Raw genomic sequence first — 22,894 nt, 5'->3', positions numbered from 1 at the left:
ATTTAACGCCATTTTTGTAACCCAGCCCGATTCAGGATTTACTGCAAATGACCCAGACTCTCAGCCAGCTTGAACACAACGGTGCTTTCATTGAGCGCCACATCGGTCCTACGCCGGAACAACAGGCCTTAATGCTGGAAGCGATTGGTGCCAGTTCGCTCTCATCATTGATCAGTTCTATTGTGCCTGCCGACATCCAACTGCCAGGCCCGCCTGCAGTAGGCATTGCGGCGACCGAGCAGCAAGCGCTGGCAGAGCTGAAAGCCATTGCCAGTCAGAACCAACGCTATAAATCCTGGATCGGCATGGGCTACAGTGCGGTGATCACGCCGCCCGTCATCCTGCGCAATATGCTGGAAAATCCAGGCTGGTACACCGCGTATACGCCGTATCAGCCAGAAGTGTCGCAGGGCCGTCTTGAGGCGCTGCTCAACTTCCAAACTCTGACGCTGGATCTGACCGGTCTGGACATCGCTTCCGCGTCACTGCTGGACGAAGCGACCGCTGCTGCTGAAGCAATGGCGATGGCCAGGCGCGTTAGCAAACTGAAAACCGCCACCAAATTCTTCATCGCCGATGACATCCACCCACAGACGCTGGATGTGGTGCGCACCCGCGCAGAAACCTTTGGTTTTGAACTGATTATTGATCGTGCTGACAAGGCGCTGGATCACGATGATCTGTTCGGCGTGTTGCTGCAACAGGTGGGTACGCACGGTGAAGTGCACGATTACCGCTCACTGATTGCCGAGCTGAAAAGCCGCAAAGTGGTGGTGAGCGTAGCCGCAGATTTCATGGCGCTGGTGCAGCTAGAGGCGCCAGGCAAGCAGGGCGCAGATATCGTCTTTGGTTCTGCCCAGCGTTTCGGCGTGCCGATGGGTTACGGCGGACCACACGCCGCGTTCTTCGCCAGCCGCGACGAGCACAAACGCTCGATGCCTGGTCGCATTATTGGTGTATCGCGCGATGCCGCCGGGAACACCGCGCTGCGTATGGCGATGCAAACCCGCGAGCAACATATTCGTCGTGAGAAAGCCAACTCCAACATCTGTACATCGCAGGTGCTGCTGGCGAATATCGCCGGTCTCTACGCGGTGTATCACGGTCCGGTTGGCCTGAAACGCATTGCCTCACGTATTCACCGTCTGACCAGCATTCTGGCCGCGGGCCTGCAAAATGGTGGCCTCAAGCTGCGCCACAACAGCTGGTTCGATACGCTGACGGTTGAAGTGGCCGATAAAGCGGCGGTGCTGAACCGCGCGCAGAGCTTCGGCGTCAACCTGCGCAGCGATATCCACAATGCGGTTGGCATTACGCTGGATGAAACCACCGCCCGTGAAGATGTGCTGGCGCTGTTCGCCATTCTGCTGGGCGATGCGCACGGTCAGGACATTGATGCGCTGGATGCCGCTGTTGCTGCGGAAAACAGTGCGATTCCGGCTGGTCAGGTGCGTGAAAGCGCCTTCCTGACGCACCCGGTGTTCAACCGTCATCACAGCGAAACTGAGATGATGCGCTACATGCACAGCCTGGAGAAAAAAGATTTGGCGCTGAACCAGGCAATGATCCCACTCGGTTCGTGCACCATGAAACTTAACGCCGCGGCGGAGATGATTCCAATCACCTGGCCGGAATTTGCCGAACTGCATCCATTCTGCCCGGCTGAGCAGGCGTCGGGTTATCTGCAGATGATTGGCCAGTTGTCGCAATGGCTGGTGCAGTTGACTGGCTACGATGCGCTGTGCATGCAGCCCAACTCAGGTGCGCAGGGCGAATACGCCGGCCTGCTGGCGATTCGTCGTTACCACGAAAGTCGTAACGAAGGCGGCCGTAATGTTTGCCTGATCCCGAGCTCGGCGCACGGCACCAATCCGGCATCGGCGCAGATGGCGGGCATGTCAGTTGTGGTGGTGGCGTGTGATAAACAAGGCAACATCGATCTTGGCGATCTGCGTGAGAAAGCCGCGCAGGTGGGTGAGCAGCTGTCGTGCATCATGGTGACCTATCCGTCAACACACGGCGTTTATGAAGAAACCATCCGCGAGGTGTGCCAGATCGTGCATCAGCACGGCGGCCAGGTGTATCTCGACGGCGCCAACATGAATGCGCAGGTCGGTATCACCACGCCAGGTTACATCGGCGCGGATGTATCGCACCTTAACCTGCACAAAACCTTCTGTATCCCGCACGGCGGTGGCGGTCCGGGTATGGGGCCAATCGGTGTTAAAGCGCATCTGGCACCGTTCGTGCCGGGTCACAGCGTGGTGCAAATTGATGGCGTGCTGACGCAGCAAGGCGCGGTTTCTGCCGCACCGTTTGGTAGCGCATCGATTCTGCCAATCAGCTGGATGTATATCCGTATGATGGGCGCAGAAGGTCTGAAGCAAGCGAGTTCGGTGGCGATCCTGAACGCCAATTACATTGCCAGCCGTCTGCAATCGGCCTATCCGATTCTGTATGCCGGCCGCGATGGCCGCGTGGCGCACGAATGTATTCTCGACATTCGTCCGCTGAAAGAGCAGACCGGTATCAGCGAGCTGGATATTGCTAAACGTCTAATCGATTACGGCTTCCACGCGCCAACCATGTCATTCCCGGTGGCGGGTACGCTGATGGTTGAACCCACGGAATCAGAAAGCAAAATCGAGCTGGATCGCTTTATCGATGCGATGCTGGCCATCCGCATGGAAATCGATCGCGTTGCCGATGGCGAATGGCCGCTGGAAGATAACCCGCTGGTGAACGCACCGCACACGCAGACAGAAATCGTCGGCGACTGGGCGCATCCGTATACCCGTGAGCTGGCCGTATTCCCGGCCGGTAGCGCCAATAAATACTGGCCGACGGTGAAACGTCTGGATGATGTATTTGGCGATCGCAATGTCTTCTGTTCGTGTGTACCAATGAGCGAATACCAATAATTTAGCCGTCATACTTTGAGCCACAGCGGCGTTGGCTGCGCTCATTCACCCCGGTCACTTACTGATGTAAGCTCCCGGGGATGAATGAACTTGCCGCCTTGCTGTATCTCAAATTATTTAGGCTAAAGTAGCGGGTGATATTTATGAAAGGGCCGATTGTTCGGCCCTTTTTTGTGGAGGCAAAAATGGATCTGGCTTTGATTACCGGCGGTAGTCGCGGCATTGGACGCGCAACCGCACTATCGCTGGCGCAGGCGGGTTATCGCGTGGCGATCAACTATCGTCAGCGTGCAGCCGAAGCGGCAAGCGTGGTGGCAGAGATTGAAGCGCAGGGCGGCAGTGCGTTTGCGCTGCAGGCCGATATTGGCGATGAAGCGCAGGTCATACGTATGTTTGCCGAATTGGATCAGCAAAAGGGCGCGCTGCGAGTGCTGGTGAATAATGCCGGTATTTTGTTTACCCAATGTCGGGTGGAAGATCTGGATGCCGAACGTATTCAGCGCGTGTTCGCCACCAATGTCACCGGCACGTTCATCTGCTGTCGTGAGGCGGTAAAACGCATGGGCACGCATCATGGCGGCAAAGGGGGCGCCATCGTCAATGTGTCATCCGCTGCGTCACGTCTCGGTGCGCCAGGCGAATATGTGGATTACGCCGCCTCAAAAGGGGCGATGGATACGCTGACTAAAGGGTTGTCGCTGGAAGTGGCATCGCAAGGCATTCGCGTCAACAGCGTGCGTCCTGGCCTTATCTATACCGACATGCACGCCGATGGCGGCGAGCCGGGTCGAGTCGATCGCCTGGCGAGCGCATTGCCAATGGGACGCGGCGGCCAGGCAGAAGAGATTGCTGCAGCGATTGTCTGGTTGGCGAGCGATGCGGCGTCTTACGTGACGGGCACCTTTATTGATGCGGCTGGCGGACGATAATCACCAAGCCGGTATCAATACCGACCCCATAAAACAGTATCCGTGCGAAGTGTCGCCATGCATGGCGACCGATTCATTCAAACCCTCGCCTGTCACACCCACTCACAGATTTATTTTAGCGTACATGTGTACTCTGAAAATTATCCCGGTTACTCTGGTTGCTCAGAAATAGCACACTCGCTTTTTCCGTTGTTCAGGAATCCCCTCATGGTACAAACCCCAGTTATTGCCCAGGGCTACTCATTGGCCGAAGAGATCGCCAATAGTATCAGCCACGGAATCGGCTGCATTTTCGGCATCATTGGCCTGGTGTTGATGTTGACGCAAGCCGTTGAATCCCAAGCTAACGTTACCGCAATCACCAGTTACAGCCTGTACGGCGGCAGCATAATTTTGCTCTATCTCGCCTCAACGCTGTATCACGCCATTCCCCATCAAAAAGCCAAACACTGGCTGAAGAAATTTGACCACTGCGCCATTTATCTGTTGATTGCTGGCACTTATACGCCGTTCTTGCTGGTGGGGCTCAATTCGCCGCTGGCACAAGGCTTAATGGTGGTGATCTGGAGCCTGGCGCTGGCCGGTATTCTGTTTAAAATCGCCTTTGCCCACCGCTTTGAAGCGCTGTCGCTGGTGACCTATCTCGGTATGGGATGGTTGTCGCTGGTGGTGATTTATCAGCTGGCGATCAAACTGTCGCCGGGCGGGATTTGGCTGCTGGCTGCCGGTGGCATTGTCTATTCGCTAGGGGTGATATTCTACGTCTCGCGCCGTATTCCTTACAGTCACGCCATCTGGCACGGTTTTGTGCTCGGCGGCAGCGTATTGCACTTCTGCGCGATTTATTTTTATGTGATGTAAGCTCAATCTAGGTCGCCATAAATGGCGACCCTACGTGTTTAGTGCCGACCTGGCCCGCAATTATTCTGTCAATGAATACGGCAGCGGCTGAATGGTCAATTTGCCACTTTCGTCGCCTTCCACGCGCAATACGCTATCTGGCTCCAAATCATTATTCATCACTACCTGCACCCAAACGCTGCCGTCATCCAACTGCACACCGCTCAATACGGTGCCGGTGCGACGCCATTTATCGCCCATCTGCAGCTCCATCGAACCGCCAACCTCCGGCACTTTGCTGGCTTTACCTGCCAGCCAATAGAGTGCGCGTTTGTTCGCACCGCGGAATTTGGCGCGTGCCACCATCTCCTGGCCGGTGTAACACCCTTTTTTGAAGCTGATGGCATCCAGCGCCTGTAGGTTAGTGGCTTGTGGAATCAACTGCGCGCTGGTGGCGCTTTCAATCACCGGAATGCCCGCTTCGATATCCAGCGCCAGCCATTGCAGGCTGTCGTTGAACTGTGCTTCTCCCGCCAGTTTCTCTTTCAACGCATTCACCTGTTCAGGCGTGGTCACCAGCAGGAAACGTTCGGCTGGCTGATCAAACCACAAAAGCGTGCTCTCGCCTTGCTGTACTACCGGCGTTTCGGCATCCGGCAGCGTGCTGAACACGCCCGCCAGTGCGGCGCGCGCCTGGAAACCGGCAACGCCGAGCAGCACTGCTTCATCATCCGCGACGAGGGTGACTTTGGCGAACACCGCGTATTTCTTCAGTTCGGTAAGCTGCTGCTCACGCAGGTTGCGACGCACCACGTAAGCGTAACCTTCGCTGCGATGGAACAGACGAATATTGCTCCACATTTTGCCTTTGGCATCGCAGTGCGCGGCGGGACGATGCTGCGTCTCGCCCATCGCCGCGACATCCAGCGTCAACTGACCTTGCAGATAAGACGTGCTGTCGTTGCCCTGCACCTTAACCAGCGCCCATTCGTCGAGCGAAATCAGGGTTAAAGGCAGGCGTGACGATGCAGCAGGCTGGCGAGGTGGAAGGGTAAAAATCGACATGTCTCTTTCCTGATTAATGAGGTAATGGGTTGCAATGGTAAAAGAGCAGTGCGGCTTTGCAACCTGTTTACTGAATATGGCGCACAAATCGCGTGATACCCATTGCAAACTGGGGGATGTAACGCCGAGGTATTGCACAGGGTTAAGCACAGCGCCTGCAGCGAGAAAAAAAAGCAGGTACACTGAGCCCCACTGTTTTTAGTCATGGAACCTGAGACATGGAAATTAACGACAAAGCCCGCGTCCAATGGGCATGCCGTCGCGGCATGCTGGAGCTGGATATGGCTATCATGCCGTTTTTCAAATTTGAATATGATTCGCTGAACGACACCGATAAGCAGGTTTTTATCGCGCTACTAAAGAGTGACGATCCCGATCTGTTCAACTGGTTGATGAATCACGGTGAACCGGTTGATCCCGAGTTCAAACGTATGGTGAAACTGATTCAGCAGCGCAACCGTGAACGCGGTCCGGTGGCAATGTGATCTGCGAGCGTCACGCAGTGCGCGCGCACTGAATGTGACGCTTTCTCTACTGTGCACCGGTTTGCTGCTGGCGCTGGAGTGGCCTGACGCGTGGGCGTGGAGCAAAGCGCCGGTGTTAGTGCTGCTGCTGGCGGAGTGCTGGCGTAACGAGCGCCGTTTGGTTCAGCGCGTAGGTCATTTGGTGCTGGACGTGAAGGGCAATTGGCTGTGGCGCGGCGTGCGCTGGCGAGCGGAACGTAATGCGGATTGGTTGCCGTATGGCGTTTTGCTGGTGCTGCGTAATCAGCAGGGAAAACGCTGGCGGCTGTGGTTAATGCATGACAACCTGCCGCCCGGTGAATGGCGCACGCTGCGCGCCTGCTGTTTTCTAAGGGATGGTCAAACGCTGCCTTAAAGCAGCGCTGCGGTTTCCGTCAGAATCTGTTCGCACCACTGCTCAATGCGCTCATCGCTCTGTTCGAACTGGTTAACATCGTCGAGCGCCAAACCGACAAACTGCGTGCCATCGGCGGTCAGCGGTTTTTTGCTGGTGAACTCATAGCCTTCCAGCGGCCAGTAACCCACAAACTGCACGCCCATCGGCTGCAGCAGTTCGTGCAGCATGCCCAGCGCATCAAGGAACCATTCGGCGTATTCGCCCTGATCGCCCATGCCGTACAGCGCCACGATTTTTCCGCGCAAATTCAGCGCCGGAATCTGTGGCCAAATCGCTTCCCAATCTTCCTGTAACTCACCGAAATCCCACGTCGGAATGCCGAGGATCAGCAAATCGTACTGCTCCATCAGCGACGGATCGTCATCTTTCAAATTGTGCAGCGTGACTAATTCTTCACCGATAAAGTCGCGAATCTTCTCCGCCGTCATCTCGGTGTAACAGGTGCTCGAACCATAAAACAAACCGATATTCATGCAATTAATGCTCTGTCTGAACCTGACTCGGGGGCAATTGTACCAGAAGCAGGCTACTTTCAGGCATAATGAGCACGATTTCACACGGGCGGAGAGTACAGTGCAGGACAGCGATCTGATCGAACAGTTTCTGGATGCGCTTTGGATTGAGCGTAATCTGGCGCAGAATACGCTCGCCTCTTACCGGCAGGATCTGCAAACGCTCACCGGCTGGCTGCATCACCACGATCGCACGCTATTAACGCTTGAAGCGCTTGATTTGCAGCAGTTTCTTGCCGAACGCGTTGAGGGCGGCTACAAAGCCACCAGCTCGGCGCGCACCCTCAGCGCCATTCGCCGCTTGTGCCAATATCTCTATCGGGAAAAAGTGCGCAGCGACGATCCCAGCGCGCTGCTGTCGGCACCGAAACTGCCGCAGCGTCTGCCGAAAGATCTCAGTGAAAACCAGGTCGAACGCTTGCTGCAGGCACCGAGCATTGATGTGCCGCTCGAACTGCGCGACAAGGCGATGCTGGAGCTGCTGTACGCTACCGGTTTACGCGTAACGGAGCTGGTGGGTTTGACCATCAGCGATATCAGCCTGCGTCAGGGCGTGGTGCGCGTAATCGGTAAAGGCAACAAAGAGCGTCTTGTGCCGTTAGGTGAAGAAGCGGTTTACTGGATTGAATACTATATGGAACATGGTCGGCCGTGGCTGCTCAACGGGCAAACACTGGACGTGATGTTTCCCAGCCAGCGCGCACAGCAAATGACGCGGCAGACCTTCTGGCATCGCATTAAACACTATGCGACCCTTGCCGGTATCGATAGCGAAAAGCTGTCGCCGCACGTGCTGCGCCACGCATTTGCCACACATTTACTGAACCACGGCGCCGATTTACGCGTCGTACAGATGTTGCTGGGCCACAGCGACCTCTCGACCACCCAAATTTATACGCACGTCGCCACTGAGCGCCTGCGTCTGTTACATCAACAGCATCATCCGCGCGCTTGAGATGCGGTAACAAGGATTTAAGATGAAAAAGCAGCTAACGATGCTGGCTCTGCTGGTCAGTGCATTCACTGGATTGGCGCATGCCGATGACAACGCTATTCAGCAAACGCTGAAAAAACTGGGATTGCAGCAGGCTGAAATCCAGCCGTCCCCGCTGCCGGGTATCAAAACCGTACTGACCGAAAGCGGTGTGCTTTACGTCTCCGAAGACGGCAAGCACATGATTCAGGGCCCGCTATATGATGTCAGCGGCACCCAGCCGATCAACGTTACCAACCAGCTGCTGGACAAAAAAGTCACTGCGCTGGCGCCAGACATGATTGTCTATAAAGCGCCGAAAGAGCAGCACGTCATCACCGTGTTCACCGACATCACCTGCGGCTACTGCCGCAAGTTGCATGAGCAGATGGCCGACTACAACGCGCTCGGCATCACCGTGCGCTATCTGGCCTTCCCGCGTGAAGGTCTGAATGGTCAGGTAGAAAAAGCCATGCGCGCCATCTGGTGCAGCGCCGATCGTAACAAAGCTTTCGATGCAGCAATGAAAGGCGATGCGCCGCAGATGGATGCACCGGCAACTTGCAAAATCAATATCGAGCAGCAGTACAAACTCGGCATCCTGTTTGGCATTCAGGGTACGCCAGCCATTCTCACGGATAGCGGCATGATGATTCCTGGCTATCAGGGACCGCAAGAGCTGAAGCAGGTGCTTGACGGCCAGAAGCGTGGCGGTTAACGCACAGTGATTCATTCTGTTGAATTGCGTCGGCGCGAAGCCGAGACCGAAGCCAGCTTACCCGCTGATTTGCCCCCTTTGCTGCGCCGCTTGTATCTGCAACGCGGCGTGAAAGAGGCGCTGGAACTGGAGCGCGGCGCTAAACACCTGCTGCCGTGGCAAACGCTGGGCGGCATCGAAGCCGCCGTGACGTTGCTGCATCAGATGCTGCTGGCGGGCAAACGTATCGTGGTGGTGGGCGATTTCGATGCCGATGGCGCCACCAGCACCGCGTTAACCGTGCTGGCGCTGCGCAGCCTCGGCGGTAATGTGGATTATCTGGTGCCAAACCGTTTCGAAGATGGCTACGGTTTGAGTCCGGAAGTGGTTGAGCAGGCTAAAGCGCGCGGTGCGGAAATGATCCTCACCGTCGATAACGGCATCTCATCACATGCCGGTGTGGATACCGCGCATCAGCACGGCATTCCGGTGCTGGTTACCGATCACCACTTGCCGGGCGAAACCTTGCCTGCCGCTGAAGCGATTGTGAATCCGAACCTCAACGACAGCGAATTCCCTTCACGTTCGCTGGCGGGTGTTGGCGTGGCTTTCTATCTGATGCTGGCGCTGCGTGCGCACCTGCGTGAGCAAAACTGGTTTAGTGATAGCCGCGCCGAGCCAAATCTGGCGGAGCTGCTGGATCTGGTGGCGCTGGGCACCGTAGCCGATGTGGTGCCGCTGGATGCCAACAACCGCATTCTGGTGTGGCAAGGTTTGAGTCGTATTCGCGCGGGCAAATGCCGCGCCGGGATTCGCGCGCTGCTGGAGATTGCCAACCGTGATGCGCGTCAACTCGCCGCCAGCGATCTTGGTTTTGCCGTGGGTCCACGCCTCAACGCTGCCGGTCGTCTGGATGATATGTCGGTTGGCGTGGCGTTGCTGCTCACCGAAGATATTTCCCAGGCGCGCATGCTGGCGAATGAACTTGATGCACTGAATCAGACGCGTAAAGAGATTGAGCAGGGCATGAAGAGCGAAGCGCTGGCGCTGTGCGATGAGCTGGAGCGCCAGCATACCGATCTGCCGCTGGGTTTGGCGTTCTACCATCCCGAATGGCATCAGGGCGTGGTGGGGATTCTGGCGTCGCGCTTGAAAGAGCGCTTCCATCGCCCGGTGATCGCTTTCGCCCCCGCCGGAGACGGCACGCTGAAAGGTTCAGGCCGCTCAATTGCGGGTTTGCATCTGCGCGATGCGCTGGAGCGTCTCGACACGCTGTTCCCTGGCTTAATGATCAAATTTGGTGGTCACGCCATGGCGGCCGGATTGTCACTGGAAACCGCGAAGTACGAGGAGTTCCGTGAGCGATTTGCCGCATTGATTGATGAGTGGCTGGATGGCGAAGCGCTGCAGGGCGTGATTTGGTCGGACGGCGAACTGCATGCGCAGGAGTTTACGCTGCACACCGCCGAAATGCTGCGCGAAGCCGGTCCGTGGGGCCAGGCGTTCCCGGAGCCGGTGTTTGACGGCAAGTTCAAGCTGTTACAACAGCGGTTAGTGGGCGAGCGTCATTTGAAAGTGATGGTCGAGCCGCTCGGCGGCGGCCCGCTGTTAGATGGAATTGCCTTCAACGTGGATACCACGCTGTGGCCAGACAGCAGCGTGCGTCAGGTGCAGCTGGCCTACAAGCTGGATATCAATGAATACCGCGGCAATCGTTCGGTGCAACTGATCATCGATCATATCTGGCCGATGTAAGGTGAGTGAGGTCGCCATGAATGGCGTAATGCCGCTCAGTTAAGCGCAGAGCGACTTTCGTTCGCCATGTGCTGAGGCAGTTGCAGCACTTTCGTGCGGCGACCGAGCAGAGGACGCCTGGCCGCGCCCTCTGCACTCCCGGGCCCTGCGCCAGCCCAACCCGCCGCTTCGCGGTGCCTTCACTCATTCACGATTCCTGACGGACCGGCGTCGATCAGCTCCTGCTCAGCGCCGCCTCTCGCCGCATCCATGCGGCTCGCCCTGGAATCCCTCATTCGCTCAGCGGGTTGGGATGTCGCCTCAACACCCGCGCTGCTGCATCAATGCATTATTTTGACTCACCATCGCTACAAATCCCGTAGGGTCGCCATTCATGGTGACCTGGTGCGCATGAATGCTCACCCTACGAAAAACCCGTTCGGGCACTGTCATCACAGGCGGCGGTGTTGGGCGCCATCCGCAGCGCCGAGCGCAGAGTGACGGCCAGGATGAGCCGACAGGACGTCGGCGAAAGCGCGGCATGAGCCAGGAAGGCGAATCCGCGCGGTCCGTCAAGCCGGAGGGATAAGCGAGGGAACAGCGAGGACGGCGCAAGGCGCGGATTGCTAAGGTCCGCGCCTTCGGACCTTAGCCCGGCCGCCTGCTTCATGCATTCTGAAACTGCCAGATGCTTAGCGGGCGGAACCCCTGCGATGTCAGCGCGCTGCTTATCTGACAAGCATAACGCCATTAGCGGTGACCCTGCGCCGCAGGATGCGCATTGATGCGCAGGACTCAGAAACTCACATCCACACCGCCGCGCAGCACTTTCTCGTCACCGCGATCGGCGAAGTGCTGATCGGCGCGCAGGAACAGGCGCGCGCGTGACGTCTGCGCCACATCCAACCGCACACCTAACCACTGCGAACGGCGATCGAGCTGCATGCCGGGAATCGTGAAACGGTTCTGGTCATCGCCAAATCCGCCCCAGCGCGCGCTGACATCCATCGACGGATTGTTGAATGCGTACTGGTATTCGCCATAAAGACTCAGCATGCTCCACAATCCAGCCGACCAATCCTGCCGTGCGCTGAGACTCAAACCGCTATAACCGACGCTGCGTCGATAGCTGTCGCCGTCGCCGCTCAGACCGAACGCGCTGCCTTTATCTTCAAACGCACCGGTATCCAGCCCGGTTTCACGCCAGCCGAGATAAGGTTCGAGGCGATAATTATCCACAATCGTCCAGCGATAGCCGCTTTGCAGCGCCGCCTGCCAGCTGTTGCTGCTGGTGGTCGATGACACCGGCGAAGCTTCATCCAGCAACACCAGACGCTTTAACTCATCGCGACCATGTTGATAGCTGAGATTGCCCTGCAGATACCATGCTGGCGTCAAATCGTAGCGGCCATACAGCATCGCGCCTTGCAGGCGATTACGGCTGGTGCCGCCGCTTTGGTCGTAGGTGGAATCGATCTGATTCTGCGTCCAGGCCACGCCCACGCGCAGACCAGAAATACCCAAATCGCTATCCACGCCTAGTGCGGTAAGCGTGTTGCGGTAATTGGTGCCGAGGTAGCCCGCTTGATCCAGTGAACCGCGCAGTTGACCGCTCTCCAGCCAGAAACCGTAACGATTGTCAGCGCTGGCATCGGCGATACGGTTACTCAACAGGCGGCTTTGATAATCCAGCGCATTAAACAGTACCGCGTTGCTGGAAGCGTGCGCCTGACCGGAAAGTGAATTGATGGCGGCCTGCGCACTGCGGGCATCTGCCAGCGACTGAAACGCTCCTGCTGCGCCCAGCGCTGACTGCTGCGCACTGCTCAGCGATCCCTGTTGCTGCCAGCTATCCGCCACGCTAAATGCCTGCTCCAGATTCGCGGCCGTTTGCTGGGTGCTGGCGCCGTTCATGCCTAGCGCTGCCGCTGCTGCTGCGGTGTTTTTACGCGTCAGCTGGCCGGTGACGCTGTTGGCGTTGTAGCTGACCGAACCATCAAGAAACACGCCAGTATTGACCTGACTAAACTGGCCGCTGACGCCTGCATCGCTGGTCAGCAGCGTTTCCTGCTGTTTCACCACATAGGTCGATGACGGTGGCGCGAGGTTAAGCGTGCCGTCCAGCGTCGAATGACCCGCGACACGCAGCGGGCTGTTCAGCGCGATATTCAGCACGCCACTGCTGCGTTGCTGGTAATCGCCTTGCACCTGCAAGCCGCCGTTGACCGTTCCCTGATTGAGTAAGCTGCCGCCAATCACACCGCTGCCACCTAAAGTGCCACTGCCGCTGACGTTGGCACTGCCAGCAATCGCACCCTCAATCAGCAACGTATTGGCGGCAACGCTGGTCTGGCCGAGGTAACTGTTGTTAGCGGTTAACCGCAGCACGCCGCCATTATTGGCGCCGTCGAGTATCAGGCCACGATCGCCGCTGATGGCATTCGAGAAGACATAGCTACCCGCATCCAGGCTGGCGTGAAAATCATTGGCCCAGAACATTGCCGGACCGTTGAGCGCTTTCGCCTGGTTGAGGTCGCCCCAGCCGAAGGTGTTGTTGTAAGGCCGCCCGTTTGCGCTATCCGCAGCGCCTGCGTAAGCATCACTGCGATAAGTGGCGGTGGTCAGCAACGTTTGCTGCAGGTTGTAGCCGCTCATCCACGGAAAGCGCTGCAACACTTGCGAAGCCGCCGCTGCGGCGCGCGGTGCAGCAAACGAGGTGCCGTAGCTACGCGCATTCACCCAGCTGCCATCGGCGTTCTGAAAGCGATAATCGCTGTATCCCGGCGCGCTCAGGCACCATGCCGCAGCGTTGCCGCAGGCATCAAACGGCCCGGTTAACGCCGCGCGGTTCGCCGTGTCGTATGAGGTGCTGTCCATCACGCCGGTAACGGCCAGCATGTTTTTTTGCAACGCGCTGTCCTGATAAATCAGCGGCAGCTGCGCATTAGGCGACGGTGTTGCAGTGCCGCCATTGCCGGTGATCACCACCGCCAAACCGTTAGCCGCCGCAATCTCTCGCATGCTTTGCACCAGCACCTGATAGTGCGGCTGCGCATCGGATAGCGCCTGCGCGGTGGTTAAGCGCTCGCTGGAGGCGTACGACATATTGAAAACCCGCACGCCCTGGCTCAGCAGGCCGCTCACCGCACGCGCGGTATCGTCGTATTGAAAGATATTGTTCTGCGATGCCTGCGCCACATACAGCGAGCTGCCCGGCGACAGGCCCAATAACGTCAGCGCCACCACGGTGCCGTGGCCGTTAATGCCCTGATTATCATTCAAACTGCTGCCGCCGCCGACGTAGCTGGTGAACTGCACGTTGGCATAATTGATTTCACTGCGATCGGGCGATAACCCTGAATCAACAATGCCGACTTTGCTGGCATTGCCTGAAGCGCTGGGCTGAGCTGGCGTGGGTGTCTCAGGCGTGCCGGTGGTGGGCGAGGTTGCCGCGCTACCGCCACCTCCGCCGCCGCCGCCGCCTCCGCAGGCGGCAAGTAACAAAGGCATTAACAAGGCAAGCAGGCGCGGTGAAGTGCGCAAACCGGGAATAAACATCGATACTCCTTCATGTCTCTCAGGACATGTTGTGCCCGCTCACGTTTACGGGCGCTGATTACTGTGTCATTCCCTGTCGAAGCTGCGCATTCCTGGCGATCGTGGTGACAAACGGTCTGGACGTCAGTGATGTCCATCGGGGGGATAGTCACTGAGCAAAATGATAAAAGGGTGCTAATAAATCGATAGGCTGAATATCAGCTGCTTAATGGCGTTATTTGAGACGTGTCTGCTTTCTTGCAGGAAATTTCTCACAAGACAATTCTTAATGATTTATCGTTATAAATCATGATCTTTAATGACGTCATCTGGCGCCAATTGCCTAATTTTTGCAGGAAAATTCCTAAGAAGGTTCTGAAGGCGAGGTATTTGCGGAGGTGTTTGGGAAAGCGTAGCGGGTAAAGCTTTCCAGAAGGATAAGAACTTTTTTTCTTACGGCGGAGGCGCGCTCACTCAGGCGGCGTGCAATGCTACAAAGTGCGCACACTTTCGGGTAAACTAGCGCGTTAGTTTTTATCTCCTTTCACCGAATCGTCAAAAAAGACTGAAAAGCCATGTTTGAAATTAATCCGGTCAAAAATCGTATCCAGGACCTCAGTGAGCGCAGCGACGTTCTTCGGGGGTATCTTTGACTACGATGCCAAGAAAGAACGCCTCGAAGAAGTAAACGCCGAGCTGGAGCAGCCTGACGTCTGGAACGAACCTGAGCGCGCGCAAGCGCTGGGTAAAGAACGTGCTTCACTGGAAGCGGTAGTGGAAACTTTAGATCACATGCGTCAGGGCCTGGAAGATGTGCAGGGCCTGCTTGATCTGGCGGTGGAAGCTGACGACGAAGAGACTTTCAACGAAGCGGTTGCCGAGCTTGATGCACTGGAAGTGAAGCTGGGCGAACTGGAATTCCGTCGTATGTTCTCTGGCGAATATGACAGCGCCGACTGCTACATGGACATTCAGGCCGGTTCCGGCGGCACCGAAGCGCAGGATTGGGCCAGCATGCTGCTGCGTATGTATCTGCGCTGGGCGGAAGCCAAAGGCTATAAAACCGAAATTATCGAAGAGTCAGACGGTGAAGTGGCCGGAACCAAATCCGCCACCATTAAAATCATCGGCGACTACGCGTTTGGCTGGCTGCGTACCGAAACCGGCGTTCATCGCCTGGTGCGCAAGAGCCCGTTCGATTCCGGCGGCCGTCGTCACACCTCATTCAGTTCGGTGTTTATCTACCCGGAAGTGGATGACAACATCGATATCGATATCAATCCTGCCGATCTGCGTATCGACGTTTACCGCGCCTCCGGTGCGGGTGGCCAGCACGTTAACAAAACCGAGTCTGCGGTGCGTATTACCCACTTGCCGACCAACATTGTGGTGCAGTGCCAGAACGACCGTTCACAGCACAAGAACAAAGATCAGGCCTTCAAGCAGTTACGCGCCAAGCTGTACGAATATGAGATGCAGAAGAAAAACGCGGACAAGCAGGCAGCGGAAGATAACAAATCTGATATCGGCTGGGGCAGCCAGATCCGTTCTTATGTTCTCGACGATTCACGCATCAAGGATCTGCGTACCAGCGTAGAAACCCGCAACACCCAAGCGGTGCTGGATGGCGATATCGATCGTTTTATTGAAGCAAGTTTAAAAGCAGGGCTATAAGGAACCGACATGTCTGAACAACAACCGCAGAGCGCTGATGCCGCCCTTGAGTTAAACAACGAACTGAAAGCGCGTCGCGAAAAACTCAGCGCGCTGCGTGAAAAAGGCGTGGCGTTTCCTAACGATTTCCGCCGTGATACCACGTCCGATGTGCTGCACGCCAGCTATGACGAGAAAGAGAATGAAGAGCTGGAAGCGCTGGGCGTTGAAGTGAGCGTGGCCGGTCGTATGATGACGCGCCGCATCATGGGTAAAGCGTCATTCGCGACCCTGCAGGATGTCGGCGGCCAGATTCAGATCTACGTCTCACGCGACGATCTGCCAGAAGGCGTCTACAACGAGCAGTTCAAGAAATGGGATCTCGGCGATATCCTCGGTGCGCGCGGTAAGCTGTTCAAAACCAAAACCGGTGAGCTGTCGATCCACATCACTGAGCTGCGTCTGCTGACCAAAGCGCTGCGTCCGCTGCCGGACAAATTCCACGGCCTGGCCGATCAGGAAACCCGTTATCGTCAGCGTTATCTCGATCTGATCTCCAACGACGATTCGCGCAAAACCTTCAAAATTCGCTCGCAAATCATGGCTGGCATTCGTCAGTTCATGGTTAACCGCGATTTTATGGAAGTGGAAACCCCGATGATGCAGGTGATTCCGGGCGGCGCGTCTGCGCGTCCGTTCATCACCCATCATAATGCGCTTGATATCGATATGTACCTGCGTATTGCGCCAGAGCTGTATCTGAAGCGTCTGGTGGTTGGCGGTTTTGATCGCGTATTCGAGATCAACCGTAACTTCCGTAACGAAGGGATTTCGCCACGCCATAACCCAGAGTTCACCATGATGGAACTCTATATGGCATATGCGGATTACAAAGATCTGATCGAACTGACCGAAAGCCTGTTCCGTACGCTGGCGCAGGATGTGCTGGGCACCACGGAAGTGCCGTATGGCGATCACAGCTTCGATTTCGGTAAGCCGTTCGAGAAGCTCACCATGCGTGAAGCGATCAAGAAATACCGTCCGGAAACTGACCTGAGCGATCTGGAAGACTTTGATAAAGCGGTAGCGATTGCCCAATCGCTGCACATCAAAGTTGAGAAGAGCTGGGGCCTGGGCCGCGTCGTTACAGAGATCTTCGAAGAGACCGCTGAAGCGCACCTGATTCAGCCAACCTTCATCACCGAATACCCGGCTGAAGTATCGCCGCTGGCGCGTCGTAACGACGAGAACCCGGAAATCACTGACCGCTTTGAGTTCTTCATCGGCGGCCGCGAAATCGGTAACGGCTTCTCAGAGCTCAACGATGCAGAAGATCAGGCTGAGCGTTTCCTGCAGCAGGTGAATGCGAAAGAGTCTGGCGATGATGAAGCGATGTTCTACGACGAAGACTACGTCACCGCGCTGGAGCACGGCCTGCCGCCAACCGCTGGTTTGGGTATTGGTATCGACCGTATGGTGATGCTGTTCACCAACAGCCACACCATCCGCGACGTGATCCTGTTCCCGGCACTGCGCCCGACCGGTAAGTAGTATTTCGCCGCAGTCCCCCATCCCGGTCCGTGCTCGCTGTCCCCCTCCTCGGTCCTCCCCCATAAATGGGGGAGGAAGATGCTGCAAAATGTGAGTTCTGAAGCTGCATGTGGCAGCATCTCCTTCCCCCGCTAGCGGGGGAAGGCCGGGATGGGGGACAGCCAGCACATTCTCCCCCCAACACAAAATTCCTGATGACAACCCGGCACGCTCTGTGCAGGATGGTTTTTTTCTTTTTCAGGGAATCACCATGAGTGCAAAAGCGGCAACGTTAGAGGGCCGGATTCGTCAGCACTGGGATCAACTCTCCAGCCACGAGCAGCGACTTGCCGATGTGCTACTCGCCGCACCAGGCCAGTTAGCCATGAACACCGCCACCGAACTGGCACACAGCGCGGGCGTGTCCAAAGCCACCACCACGCGCTTCTTCCGCCATCTCGGCTATGAAAGTTATGAAGCCGCACGTCGCCAGGCGCGTGACATGCAAAGCAGCGGTTCACCGCTCTATCTGCAACCGGCACCTAGCGCGTCGCCGCTGGCGAGCATCATGCAGCAGCATCTGGAAAGAGAGATCGCCAACCTGGTCAACAGCTATCGCACGCTGGACAGCGAACAGCTGCAGCAGGCGGTCAGCGCCATCAGCCAGGCGCGCCGCGTGGTGGTAATGGGTTGGCGCCACAGCCAAACCATCGCGCATCTGATCTATCGAGACCTGATCCATATTCACTCCGATGTGCGTCTGCTGCCGCGTCCCGGCGATTCGCTGGCGGAACATATAGCGGCGTTGACCGCCGAGGATGTGGTGATCTGCGTCGGTCTGCGTCGTCGCATGCCCGCGCTGGAGGCGGCGATGAACGCGCTGGCCGAGCGCAACGTGCCGATGTTGTATATCGCCGACGTGCTCTCCGGCAAACCGGCGCGCCATGCGCAGTGGGTAATCCGCTGTCACACCGACAGCAGCCTGATTTTCGACAGCACCGCCGCGCTCTCTGGCGTGTGTAATCTGCTCTGTTCACTGGTGGCCCGGCAAATGGGTAAAGCCAGCAACGATCATCTCGCGCAAATCGAAGCGCTGCACCAATCCCTCGACGAACTGGAATAATGCGCCTTGCTGGCGCATTGTGCGCCAGAAAAATCACCAAAACGGTGCAATTCTGCCCAGTGCCCACCCATCCAGTTTTCCCCGTCTTACCGTGTGTGAAACCATAGAAACTAAAAATAAAAATTAAGAAACAAATGTTTCCATTTGATTTTATTCAATAAAATATGGTTTTTATCAGGTCTCCCTGCATGGTAGTGAAAAAGCTGGCACAAAATATGCTCAGTAGAAAATGACATTTCACCAACACCAGGGAAACACCATAATGAAAAAAACAGCACTGCTGATTGCCGCACTTCTCTCCGTCGGCACCATGGCGCAGGCACAAGCCGATACGCTGGCCGACATCAAAAGCAGCGGCAAAATTACCGTCGGTATCGATCCAACCTTTCCTCCCTACGAATACACCAATGACAAAGGTGAGATCACCGGTTACAGCGTGGCGATCATGCAATCCTTTGCCAACGATCTCGGTGTGAAACTGGAGTTTCAGAAAACCGCCTTCAGCGGCATTCTGCCGGGCCTGATTTCGGGCTCTTTCAATGCCGAAGGTTCATCCCTCAACGTCACGGCAGAACGCGCGAAAAAAGTGCTGTTTACCGTGCCGTACAGCAAAACCGTCAACGGCGTGCTGGTGCGTGAAGCCGAAGCAAAAACCTTCAGCGGCAAAACCCTGAGTCCGGAAAGCTTGTCGGGTCTGCGCGGCGCGGTGAAAACCGCCAGCGTGCCAGAGCAACTGCTGAAGGGCTTCAACGAGCAGTTGAAGAAAGAGGGTAAAAAACCGATCACCATCATCAACGTCGATTCACTCGATCAAACCGTCAGCACGCTGATGACCAAACGCGCCGACTTCGTTTATGACGACATCTCGGTACTGGCGCCGGTAGCAAAAAAATATGCCGGCAAAGTGGCGCAGGTGGGCGAAGTCGGCCCGTCGCAGTGGATGGGCTGGGCGACACGTAAAGAAGATGGCAGCCTGAACAAAGCCATTAGCGACCACATCCTGGCGATGCAGAAAGATGGCGAACTGACCAAACTGCAGCAGCAGTATCTCGGCACCACCTTTACCGTGCCCGCCAGCGACTTCATTCCGCAGGAGTAATTATGTGCCACTCTAACCTGACGGTGCCTGCCGGCTTTGGCAAAACCTTCCGCGTGCGCAAGGGCCAGTTTATTACCGTGATTGATAGCGAAGGGCAGCAGGCGGCCGATTTTGTCGCGGTGAACGCCGATGACCTGAACGAGAAGCTGTCGCCGGTGCACACGCGCCAACAGCTGCGCTCGCTGTTCTTCAAGCCGGGCGACGCGCTGTGGTCGAGTGAAAACCGCCCGATGCTGCGCATTCTTGCCGACAGCATCGGCATCCACGACGCCAACGTGCCGGCCTGCGATCGCACCCGTTTCAGCATTGATTTCGGTGTCGAAGGGCATCGCAACTGCGTCGATAACCTGCTGGAGGGGATGAAGGCGTTTGGCGTTACCTATTTCTCGCTGCCGGAACCGTTCAACCTATTTCAGAACGGCCCGGTCACCGCCGATGGCCGCATGGAAGTGACCGATCCCAACAGCAAAGCGGGCGATAGCATCACCTTTGAAGCGCTGTGCGATCTGATCTGCGCGGTCTCATCCTGCCCGCAGGACATTATTCCCGGCAACGGCCTGCAGGTGACGCCAATCGACATCGTGGTCAGCGACCATTTTCACGCTCAGGAGATGAATCATGCTGTTAATGCGTGAAAGTTATGAAGAAACCGCCGTGCGCACGCTGGCTGAACCGGTGCAGGTTGCAGCGGGCAGCATCGGTTCGATTCGCGTGCTGCGTGGCCAGTTACTGCGCATCACCGCTCAGGGCGACGGCGCGGTGGCTTCGCTGTTTGGCTTTAGCCTGGCCGATCCCGCCGTGTGGCTGTCGGTGCATCACACGCGGGTGTTTAGCAACAGCTACCTGCTCGGTTCCGGCATGCGTCTGGTGAATAACCGTCGCCGTCCAATGATGGTGCTGGGCAAAGATAGCGTGAAGCGTCACGACCTGCTGCTGCCGGCGTCCACCACAGCGTTTCTCGCTGAGCGCGGCTATCAGGGCGAAGGTTGCCTCGATGCGCTGCGCGGCGAGCTGGCACGTCTGGGCATGGTGGTGCCGAAGCTGCCGGATCCCATCAACCTGTTTATGCACGTCAAGCTGACGCGGGAAGGCGAGATTCTGCCGGAAACCAATCTGACCAAAGCCGGTGACAGCATTACCTGTCGCGTGGTGGTGGACACGCAGTTCATCGTCTCCGCCTGCAACACCGGCATTGAGGGCAACGATCGTCCCGCGCCGCTGCTGCTGTCGGTGGCGGAAAACCTGCACGACTTTAACGCGGAGTAACGCATGGGGCTGGATCAACAGGTAGTGGCCGCGCTGCCGGAACTCGGACACGGCCTGCTGATGACGCTGGTGCTCACCGTGCTGGCATCGTTAGTCAGCGTGGTGATGGGGCAGCTCGGCTGCTTCCTGCAGCTGCGCCGTGCCTGGATCTGGCGCGCCATCGGGCGTTTTTATGTCAGCGTAATGCGCGGAACGCCAGCGATTGTGCAACTGTTTGTGGTGTTTTTCACCTTGCCGCGGCTGGGATTGGGCGGTCAGCCGATGCTGGCGGCGGTGATTGCCATTGGCCTCAACAGCGGCGCGTACGTGGCGGAAATCCTGCGCGTGAATCGCAGCCTGGTGACGCGCGGACAGCTGGAAGCGTCGCGCACGCTGGGTCTGAGCCGCTTGCTGACGTGGTGGTACGTCATCAATCCACAGGTGATGCGCGCCAGTCTGCCGATGCTGGTGAATGAGTTCACCATTCTGCTGAAAACCACGCCGCTGGCGTCGGTGGTGGCGCTGACCGAACTGACCTACGCCGGACAGATCGTCATCGCCCGCACCTACGAAGCCACGCAGGTGCTGCTGCTGGTGGCGGCCGGTTATCTGCTGATCGCCATGCCGTTAATTGCGGCGGCGCGCCGTTTAGAAGCGAAACGGAGGTTGGCGTAATGGATTGGCAGGCAATTATCACCTCTTTGCCGTCGCTCGGTGACGGCCTGCTCGCCACCTTACAGCTCTGTCTGGTGGCGGCGCTCTGCTCGCTGCTGTGGGGCGCGCTGCTGGCCGTATTGCTGATGCGCGCATCGCGGTTCTGGTTACGGTTGCTCAATCTTTACAGCGGCTTAACCCTTGCACTGCCGCTGCTGGTGGTGATCTATCTGCTCTATTTTGTGCTGCCGGAATATGACATCACGCTGTCATCGCCGGTGGTGGGCGTGCTGGCATTGACGCTCTATTACGCGCCTTACATTGCGCAGGTGATCCGCTCCGCCATTGATGCGCTGCCAAAAGGGCAGTGGGAAGCGTGCCGCGTGCTCGGCCTGAGCCGCAGCGAACAACTGCGCGACGTGGTGCTGCCGCAAACGCTGCCGCAGATGCTGTCGCCGCTGGTCGGGCTAATGATCGGTTTGATTAAAGACTCCGCGCTGCTGTCGATTGTCTCGGTGCAGGAATTTATGTACGCCGCCAAACAGGCGATTTCGGATACCTACGCGCCGCTGGAGATCTATCTTACGGTGGCGCTCTGTTACTGGCTGCTCAACAGCGTCATCGACTGGCTGGCGCGCGGCCTTGAATCTCGCATGACGCGCTATCGTCGTGCCATGCAGCATTAATCAGGAGAACAACATGTCGGTTGAATTTCAGCATCGTGAAGCGATAACCATCCCGGCGCGCTACGGTAAAGCGGTGCGGCTGAAGCAAGGTGAAGCGGTGCAGGTGATTAACCTGCACGGCACCCAGGTGGTGGATTGCTGGGCGTACAACGCTGAGGATGTGTGTGAATATATGTGTATGGAGGCGACGCGCGTGTGGAATCAGCGTCTCAATCCCAAAGTGGGCGACAGCTTTATCACCAGCCAGCGCCACCCGATTTTGACGCTGGTGGCGGATACCTCGCCAGGCGTGCATGACTCCTTTATGGCGGCCTGCGACGCACGTCGTTATGAGCTGCTCGGCTGCACCGAACCGCATCGCAACTGCCATGACAATCTGTTTGAAGGCATGCGTGAGCTGGGCGTGACGCTGCCGCACGGCAATCTGGCCTCGTTTAATATCTTTATGAATATTCAGGTGCAGCCGGATGGCATTACGCTGAAGACGCTGCCGGTGGTGACGAAGCCGGGCGACTATATTGTGCTGCGCGCCGAGATGGATTGTTTTGTGGCGTTTTCCGCCTGTCCGCAGGATATCGTCAGCATTCAGGGGCAGGGCGACAACACCCCGCGCGATGCCGAGCTGCGTATTCTGACCGGCGGATTCCCGCAAGTGCAGTTGCAGGGGGCGTGGGTTCCGGCTTGATGGTGCATGCTGTCCCTGTGCACGCTGTCCCCCATCCCGGCCTTCCCCCATGAATGGGGGAAGGAGACGCTGCCACATGCAGCTCCCAAC

At 57.2% G+C, this 22,894-nt stretch carries 20 protein-coding genes; 17 read left to right on the top strand and 3 right to left on the bottom strand.

The features are described 5' to 3' along the window. The first annotated feature begins 47 nt into the window (after positions 1–47). The 3 genes from gcvP to K5Y30_RS08935 all read left to right on the top strand — a co-directional run bounded on the left by gcvP (position 48) and on the right by K5Y30_RS08935 (position 4,711). On the top strand, positions 48–2,921 hold the full coding sequence (gcvP, locus tag K5Y30_RS08945; protein ID WP_210082042.1) for an aminomethyl-transferring glycine dehydrogenase: 2,874 nt from the start codon (positions 48–50) through the stop codon (positions 2,919–2,921). A 185-nt stretch (positions 2,922–3,106) separates the two neighbouring features. After that, on the top strand, positions 3,107–3,850 hold the full coding sequence (locus tag K5Y30_RS08940; RefSeq protein ID WP_222185532.1) for an SDR family oxidoreductase: 744 nt from the start codon (positions 3,107–3,109) through the stop codon (positions 3,848–3,850). Positions 3,851–4,057: 207 nt separating this feature from the next. Continuing rightward, a complete protein-coding gene (locus K5Y30_RS08935; protein WP_222211074.1) occupies positions 4,058–4,711 on the top strand; it encodes a hemolysin III family protein in 654 nt (217 codons plus the stop codon). A 60-nt stretch (positions 4,712–4,771) separates the two neighbouring features. Here K5Y30_RS08935 and ygfZ read toward each other — a convergent pair whose 3' ends face one another. Beyond that, positions 4,772–5,755 (bottom strand): tRNA-modifying protein YgfZ, encoded by a 984-nt coding sequence (gene ygfZ, locus K5Y30_RS08930; RefSeq protein ID WP_222211072.1) that lies wholly within the window; start codon positions 5,753–5,755, stop codon positions 4,772–4,774. Between the two features lie 218 nt (positions 5,756–5,973). Between ygfZ and sdhE the strand changes: the two genes are divergently transcribed. Next, positions 5,974–6,240 carry an FAD assembly factor SdhE gene (gene sdhE / locus K5Y30_RS08925; protein ID WP_101761958.1) on the top strand — a complete coding sequence of 89 codons (267 nt, stop codon included), beginning with the start codon at positions 5,974–5,976 and terminating at the stop codon, positions 6,238–6,240. 34 nt (positions 6,241–6,274) lie between these two features. Continuing rightward, complete coding sequence (locus K5Y30_RS08920) at positions 6,275–6,634, top strand: protein YgfX (RefSeq protein WP_354467272.1); 360 nt, start codon at positions 6,275–6,277, stop codon at positions 6,632–6,634. Here K5Y30_RS08920 and fldB read toward each other — a convergent pair. Continuing rightward, positions 6,631–7,149, bottom strand: a complete 519-nt coding sequence (gene fldB, locus K5Y30_RS08915; RefSeq protein ID WP_101761960.1) for a flavodoxin FldB — start codon at positions 7,147–7,149, stop codon at positions 6,631–6,633. The genes K5Y30_RS08920 and fldB overlap by 4 nt on opposite strands. 100 nt (positions 7,150–7,249) lie before the next feature. On the opposite strand from fldB, the gene xerD reads away from it, so the two are divergent. Genes xerD through recJ form a run of 3 tightly spaced genes read left to right on the top strand, consistent with a single transcriptional unit; the run spans position 7,250 to position 10,613 of the window. After that, positions 7,250–8,143 carry a site-specific tyrosine recombinase XerD gene (gene xerD / locus K5Y30_RS08910; RefSeq protein WP_008108233.1) on the top strand — a complete coding sequence of 298 codons (894 nt, stop codon included), beginning with the start codon at positions 7,250–7,252 and terminating at the stop codon, positions 8,141–8,143. Between the two features lie 22 nt (positions 8,144–8,165). Beyond that, on the top strand, positions 8,166–8,879 hold the full coding sequence (dsbC, locus tag K5Y30_RS08905; RefSeq protein ID WP_101761962.1) for a bifunctional protein-disulfide isomerase/oxidoreductase DsbC: 714 nt from the start codon (positions 8,166–8,168) through the stop codon (positions 8,877–8,879). A gap of 6 nt (positions 8,880–8,885) precedes the next feature. After that, positions 8,886–10,613 carry a single-stranded-DNA-specific exonuclease RecJ gene (gene recJ, locus K5Y30_RS08900; protein WP_222211070.1) on the top strand — a complete coding sequence of 576 codons (1,728 nt, stop codon included), beginning with the start codon at positions 8,886–8,888 and terminating at the stop codon, positions 10,611–10,613. 774 nt (positions 10,614–11,387) lie between these two features. Here the strand turns inward: recJ and K5Y30_RS08895 are convergent. Continuing rightward, positions 11,388–14,150, bottom strand: a complete 2,763-nt coding sequence (locus K5Y30_RS08895; protein WP_222211068.1) for an autotransporter domain-containing protein — start codon at positions 14,148–14,150, stop codon at positions 11,388–11,390. Between the two features lie 554 nt (positions 14,151–14,704). Between K5Y30_RS08895 and prfB the strand changes: the two genes are divergently transcribed. From prfB to K5Y30_RS08850, 9 genes are all read left to right on the top strand, one after another. After that, a protein-coding gene (gene prfB, locus K5Y30_RS08890) for a peptide chain release factor 2 (RefSeq protein WP_102135998.1) occupies positions 14,705–15,803 on the top strand; the annotation gives its coding sequence in 2 pieces (ribosomal slippage) (positions 14,705–14,779 and positions 14,781–15,803; 1,098 coding nt in all). A 9-nt stretch (positions 15,804–15,812) separates the two neighbouring features. Continuing rightward, positions 15,813–17,333 carry a lysine--tRNA ligase gene (gene lysS, locus K5Y30_RS08885; RefSeq protein WP_222211066.1) on the top strand — a complete coding sequence of 507 codons (1,521 nt, stop codon included), beginning with the start codon at positions 15,813–15,815 and terminating at the stop codon, positions 17,331–17,333. A gap of 250 nt (positions 17,334–17,583) precedes the next feature. Next, positions 17,584–18,435 carry a MurR/RpiR family transcriptional regulator gene (locus K5Y30_RS08880; RefSeq protein WP_192236472.1) on the top strand — a complete coding sequence of 284 codons (852 nt, stop codon included), beginning with the start codon at positions 17,584–17,586 and terminating at the stop codon, positions 18,433–18,435. A gap of 262 nt (positions 18,436–18,697) precedes the next feature. After that, positions 18,698–19,534, top strand: coding sequence for a transporter substrate-binding domain-containing protein (locus K5Y30_RS08875; RefSeq protein ID WP_222211064.1), 837 nt, complete (start codon positions 18,698–18,700; stop codon positions 19,532–19,534). Between the two features lie 2 nt (positions 19,535–19,536). Continuing rightward, on the top strand, positions 19,537–20,169 hold the full coding sequence (locus tag K5Y30_RS08870; RefSeq protein WP_192236476.1) for a DUF1989 domain-containing protein: 633 nt from the start codon (positions 19,537–19,539) through the stop codon (positions 20,167–20,169). After that, positions 20,153–20,800 carry an urea carboxylase-associated family protein gene (locus K5Y30_RS08865; RefSeq protein ID WP_222211063.1) on the top strand — a complete coding sequence of 216 codons (648 nt, stop codon included), beginning with the start codon at positions 20,153–20,155 and terminating at the stop codon, positions 20,798–20,800. The genes K5Y30_RS08870 and K5Y30_RS08865 overlap by 17 nt, the downstream gene beginning before the upstream one ends. 3 nt (positions 20,801–20,803) lie before the next feature. Next, on the top strand, positions 20,804–21,454 hold the full coding sequence (locus tag K5Y30_RS08860) for an amino acid ABC transporter permease (protein ID WP_008108217.1): 651 nt from the start codon (positions 20,804–20,806) through the stop codon (positions 21,452–21,454). Then, positions 21,454–22,119: an amino acid ABC transporter permease gene (locus tag K5Y30_RS08855; RefSeq protein ID WP_222185537.1), complete on the top strand. Its 666-nt coding sequence runs from the start codon at positions 21,454–21,456 to the stop codon at positions 22,117–22,119. The genes K5Y30_RS08860 and K5Y30_RS08855 overlap by 1 nt, the downstream gene beginning before the upstream one ends. Positions 22,120–22,132: 13 nt before the next feature. Next, positions 22,133–22,804, top strand: coding sequence for a DUF1989 domain-containing protein (locus K5Y30_RS08850; RefSeq protein ID WP_222211061.1), 672 nt, complete (start codon positions 22,133–22,135; stop codon positions 22,802–22,804). Positions 22,805–22,894: the final 90 nt, after the last annotated feature.

The sequence above is a fragment of the Pantoea sp. DY-5 genome, assembly GCF_019795955.1.
Classification (GTDB): Bacteria; Pseudomonadota; Gammaproteobacteria; order Enterobacterales; family Enterobacteriaceae; genus Pantoea; species Pantoea leporis.
This window is presented reverse-complemented; position numbering and strand designations above follow the sequence as displayed.

Excerpts from the sequence above, each read along its gene's own strand:
- gcvP (WP_210082042.1), top strand. The coding sequence starts at position 48 with ATGACCCAGACTCTCAGCCAGCTTGAACACAACGGTGCTTTCATTGAG.
- K5Y30_RS08940 (WP_222185532.1), top strand. The coding sequence starts at position 3,107 with ATGGATCTGGCTTTGATTACCGGCGGTAGTCGCGGCATTGGACGCGCA.
- K5Y30_RS08935 (WP_222211074.1), top strand. The coding sequence starts at position 4,058 with ATGGTACAAACCCCAGTTATTGCCCAGGGCTACTCATTGGCCGAAGAG.
- ygfZ (WP_222211072.1), bottom strand. The coding sequence starts at position 5,755 with ATGTCGATTTTTACCCTTCCACCTCGCCAGCCTGCTGCATCGTCACGC.
- sdhE (WP_101761958.1), top strand. The coding sequence starts at position 5,974 with ATGGAAATTAACGACAAAGCCCGCGTCCAATGGGCATGCCGTCGCGGC.
- fldB (WP_101761960.1), bottom strand. The coding sequence starts at position 7,149 with ATGAATATCGGTTTGTTTTATGGTTCGAGCACCTGTTACACCGAGATG.
- dsbC (WP_101761962.1), top strand. The coding sequence starts at position 8,166 with ATGAAAAAGCAGCTAACGATGCTGGCTCTGCTGGTCAGTGCATTCACT.
- K5Y30_RS08895 (WP_222211068.1), bottom strand. The coding sequence starts at position 14,150 with ATGTTTATTCCCGGTTTGCGCACTTCACCGCGCCTGCTTGCCTTGTTA.
- lysS (WP_222211066.1), top strand. The coding sequence starts at position 15,813 with ATGTCTGAACAACAACCGCAGAGCGCTGATGCCGCCCTTGAGTTAAAC.
- K5Y30_RS08880 (WP_192236472.1), top strand. The coding sequence starts at position 17,584 with ATGAGTGCAAAAGCGGCAACGTTAGAGGGCCGGATTCGTCAGCACTGG.
- K5Y30_RS08875 (WP_222211064.1), top strand. The coding sequence starts at position 18,698 with ATGAAAAAAACAGCACTGCTGATTGCCGCACTTCTCTCCGTCGGCACC.
- K5Y30_RS08870 (WP_192236476.1), top strand. The coding sequence starts at position 19,537 with ATGTGCCACTCTAACCTGACGGTGCCTGCCGGCTTTGGCAAAACCTTC.
- K5Y30_RS08865 (WP_222211063.1), top strand. The coding sequence starts at position 20,153 with ATGCTGTTAATGCGTGAAAGTTATGAAGAAACCGCCGTGCGCACGCTG.
- K5Y30_RS08860 (WP_008108217.1), top strand. The coding sequence starts at position 20,804 with ATGGGGCTGGATCAACAGGTAGTGGCCGCGCTGCCGGAACTCGGACAC.
- K5Y30_RS08855 (WP_222185537.1), top strand. The coding sequence starts at position 21,454 with ATGGATTGGCAGGCAATTATCACCTCTTTGCCGTCGCTCGGTGACGGC.
- K5Y30_RS08850 (WP_222211061.1), top strand. The coding sequence starts at position 22,133 with ATGTCGGTTGAATTTCAGCATCGTGAAGCGATAACCATCCCGGCGCGC.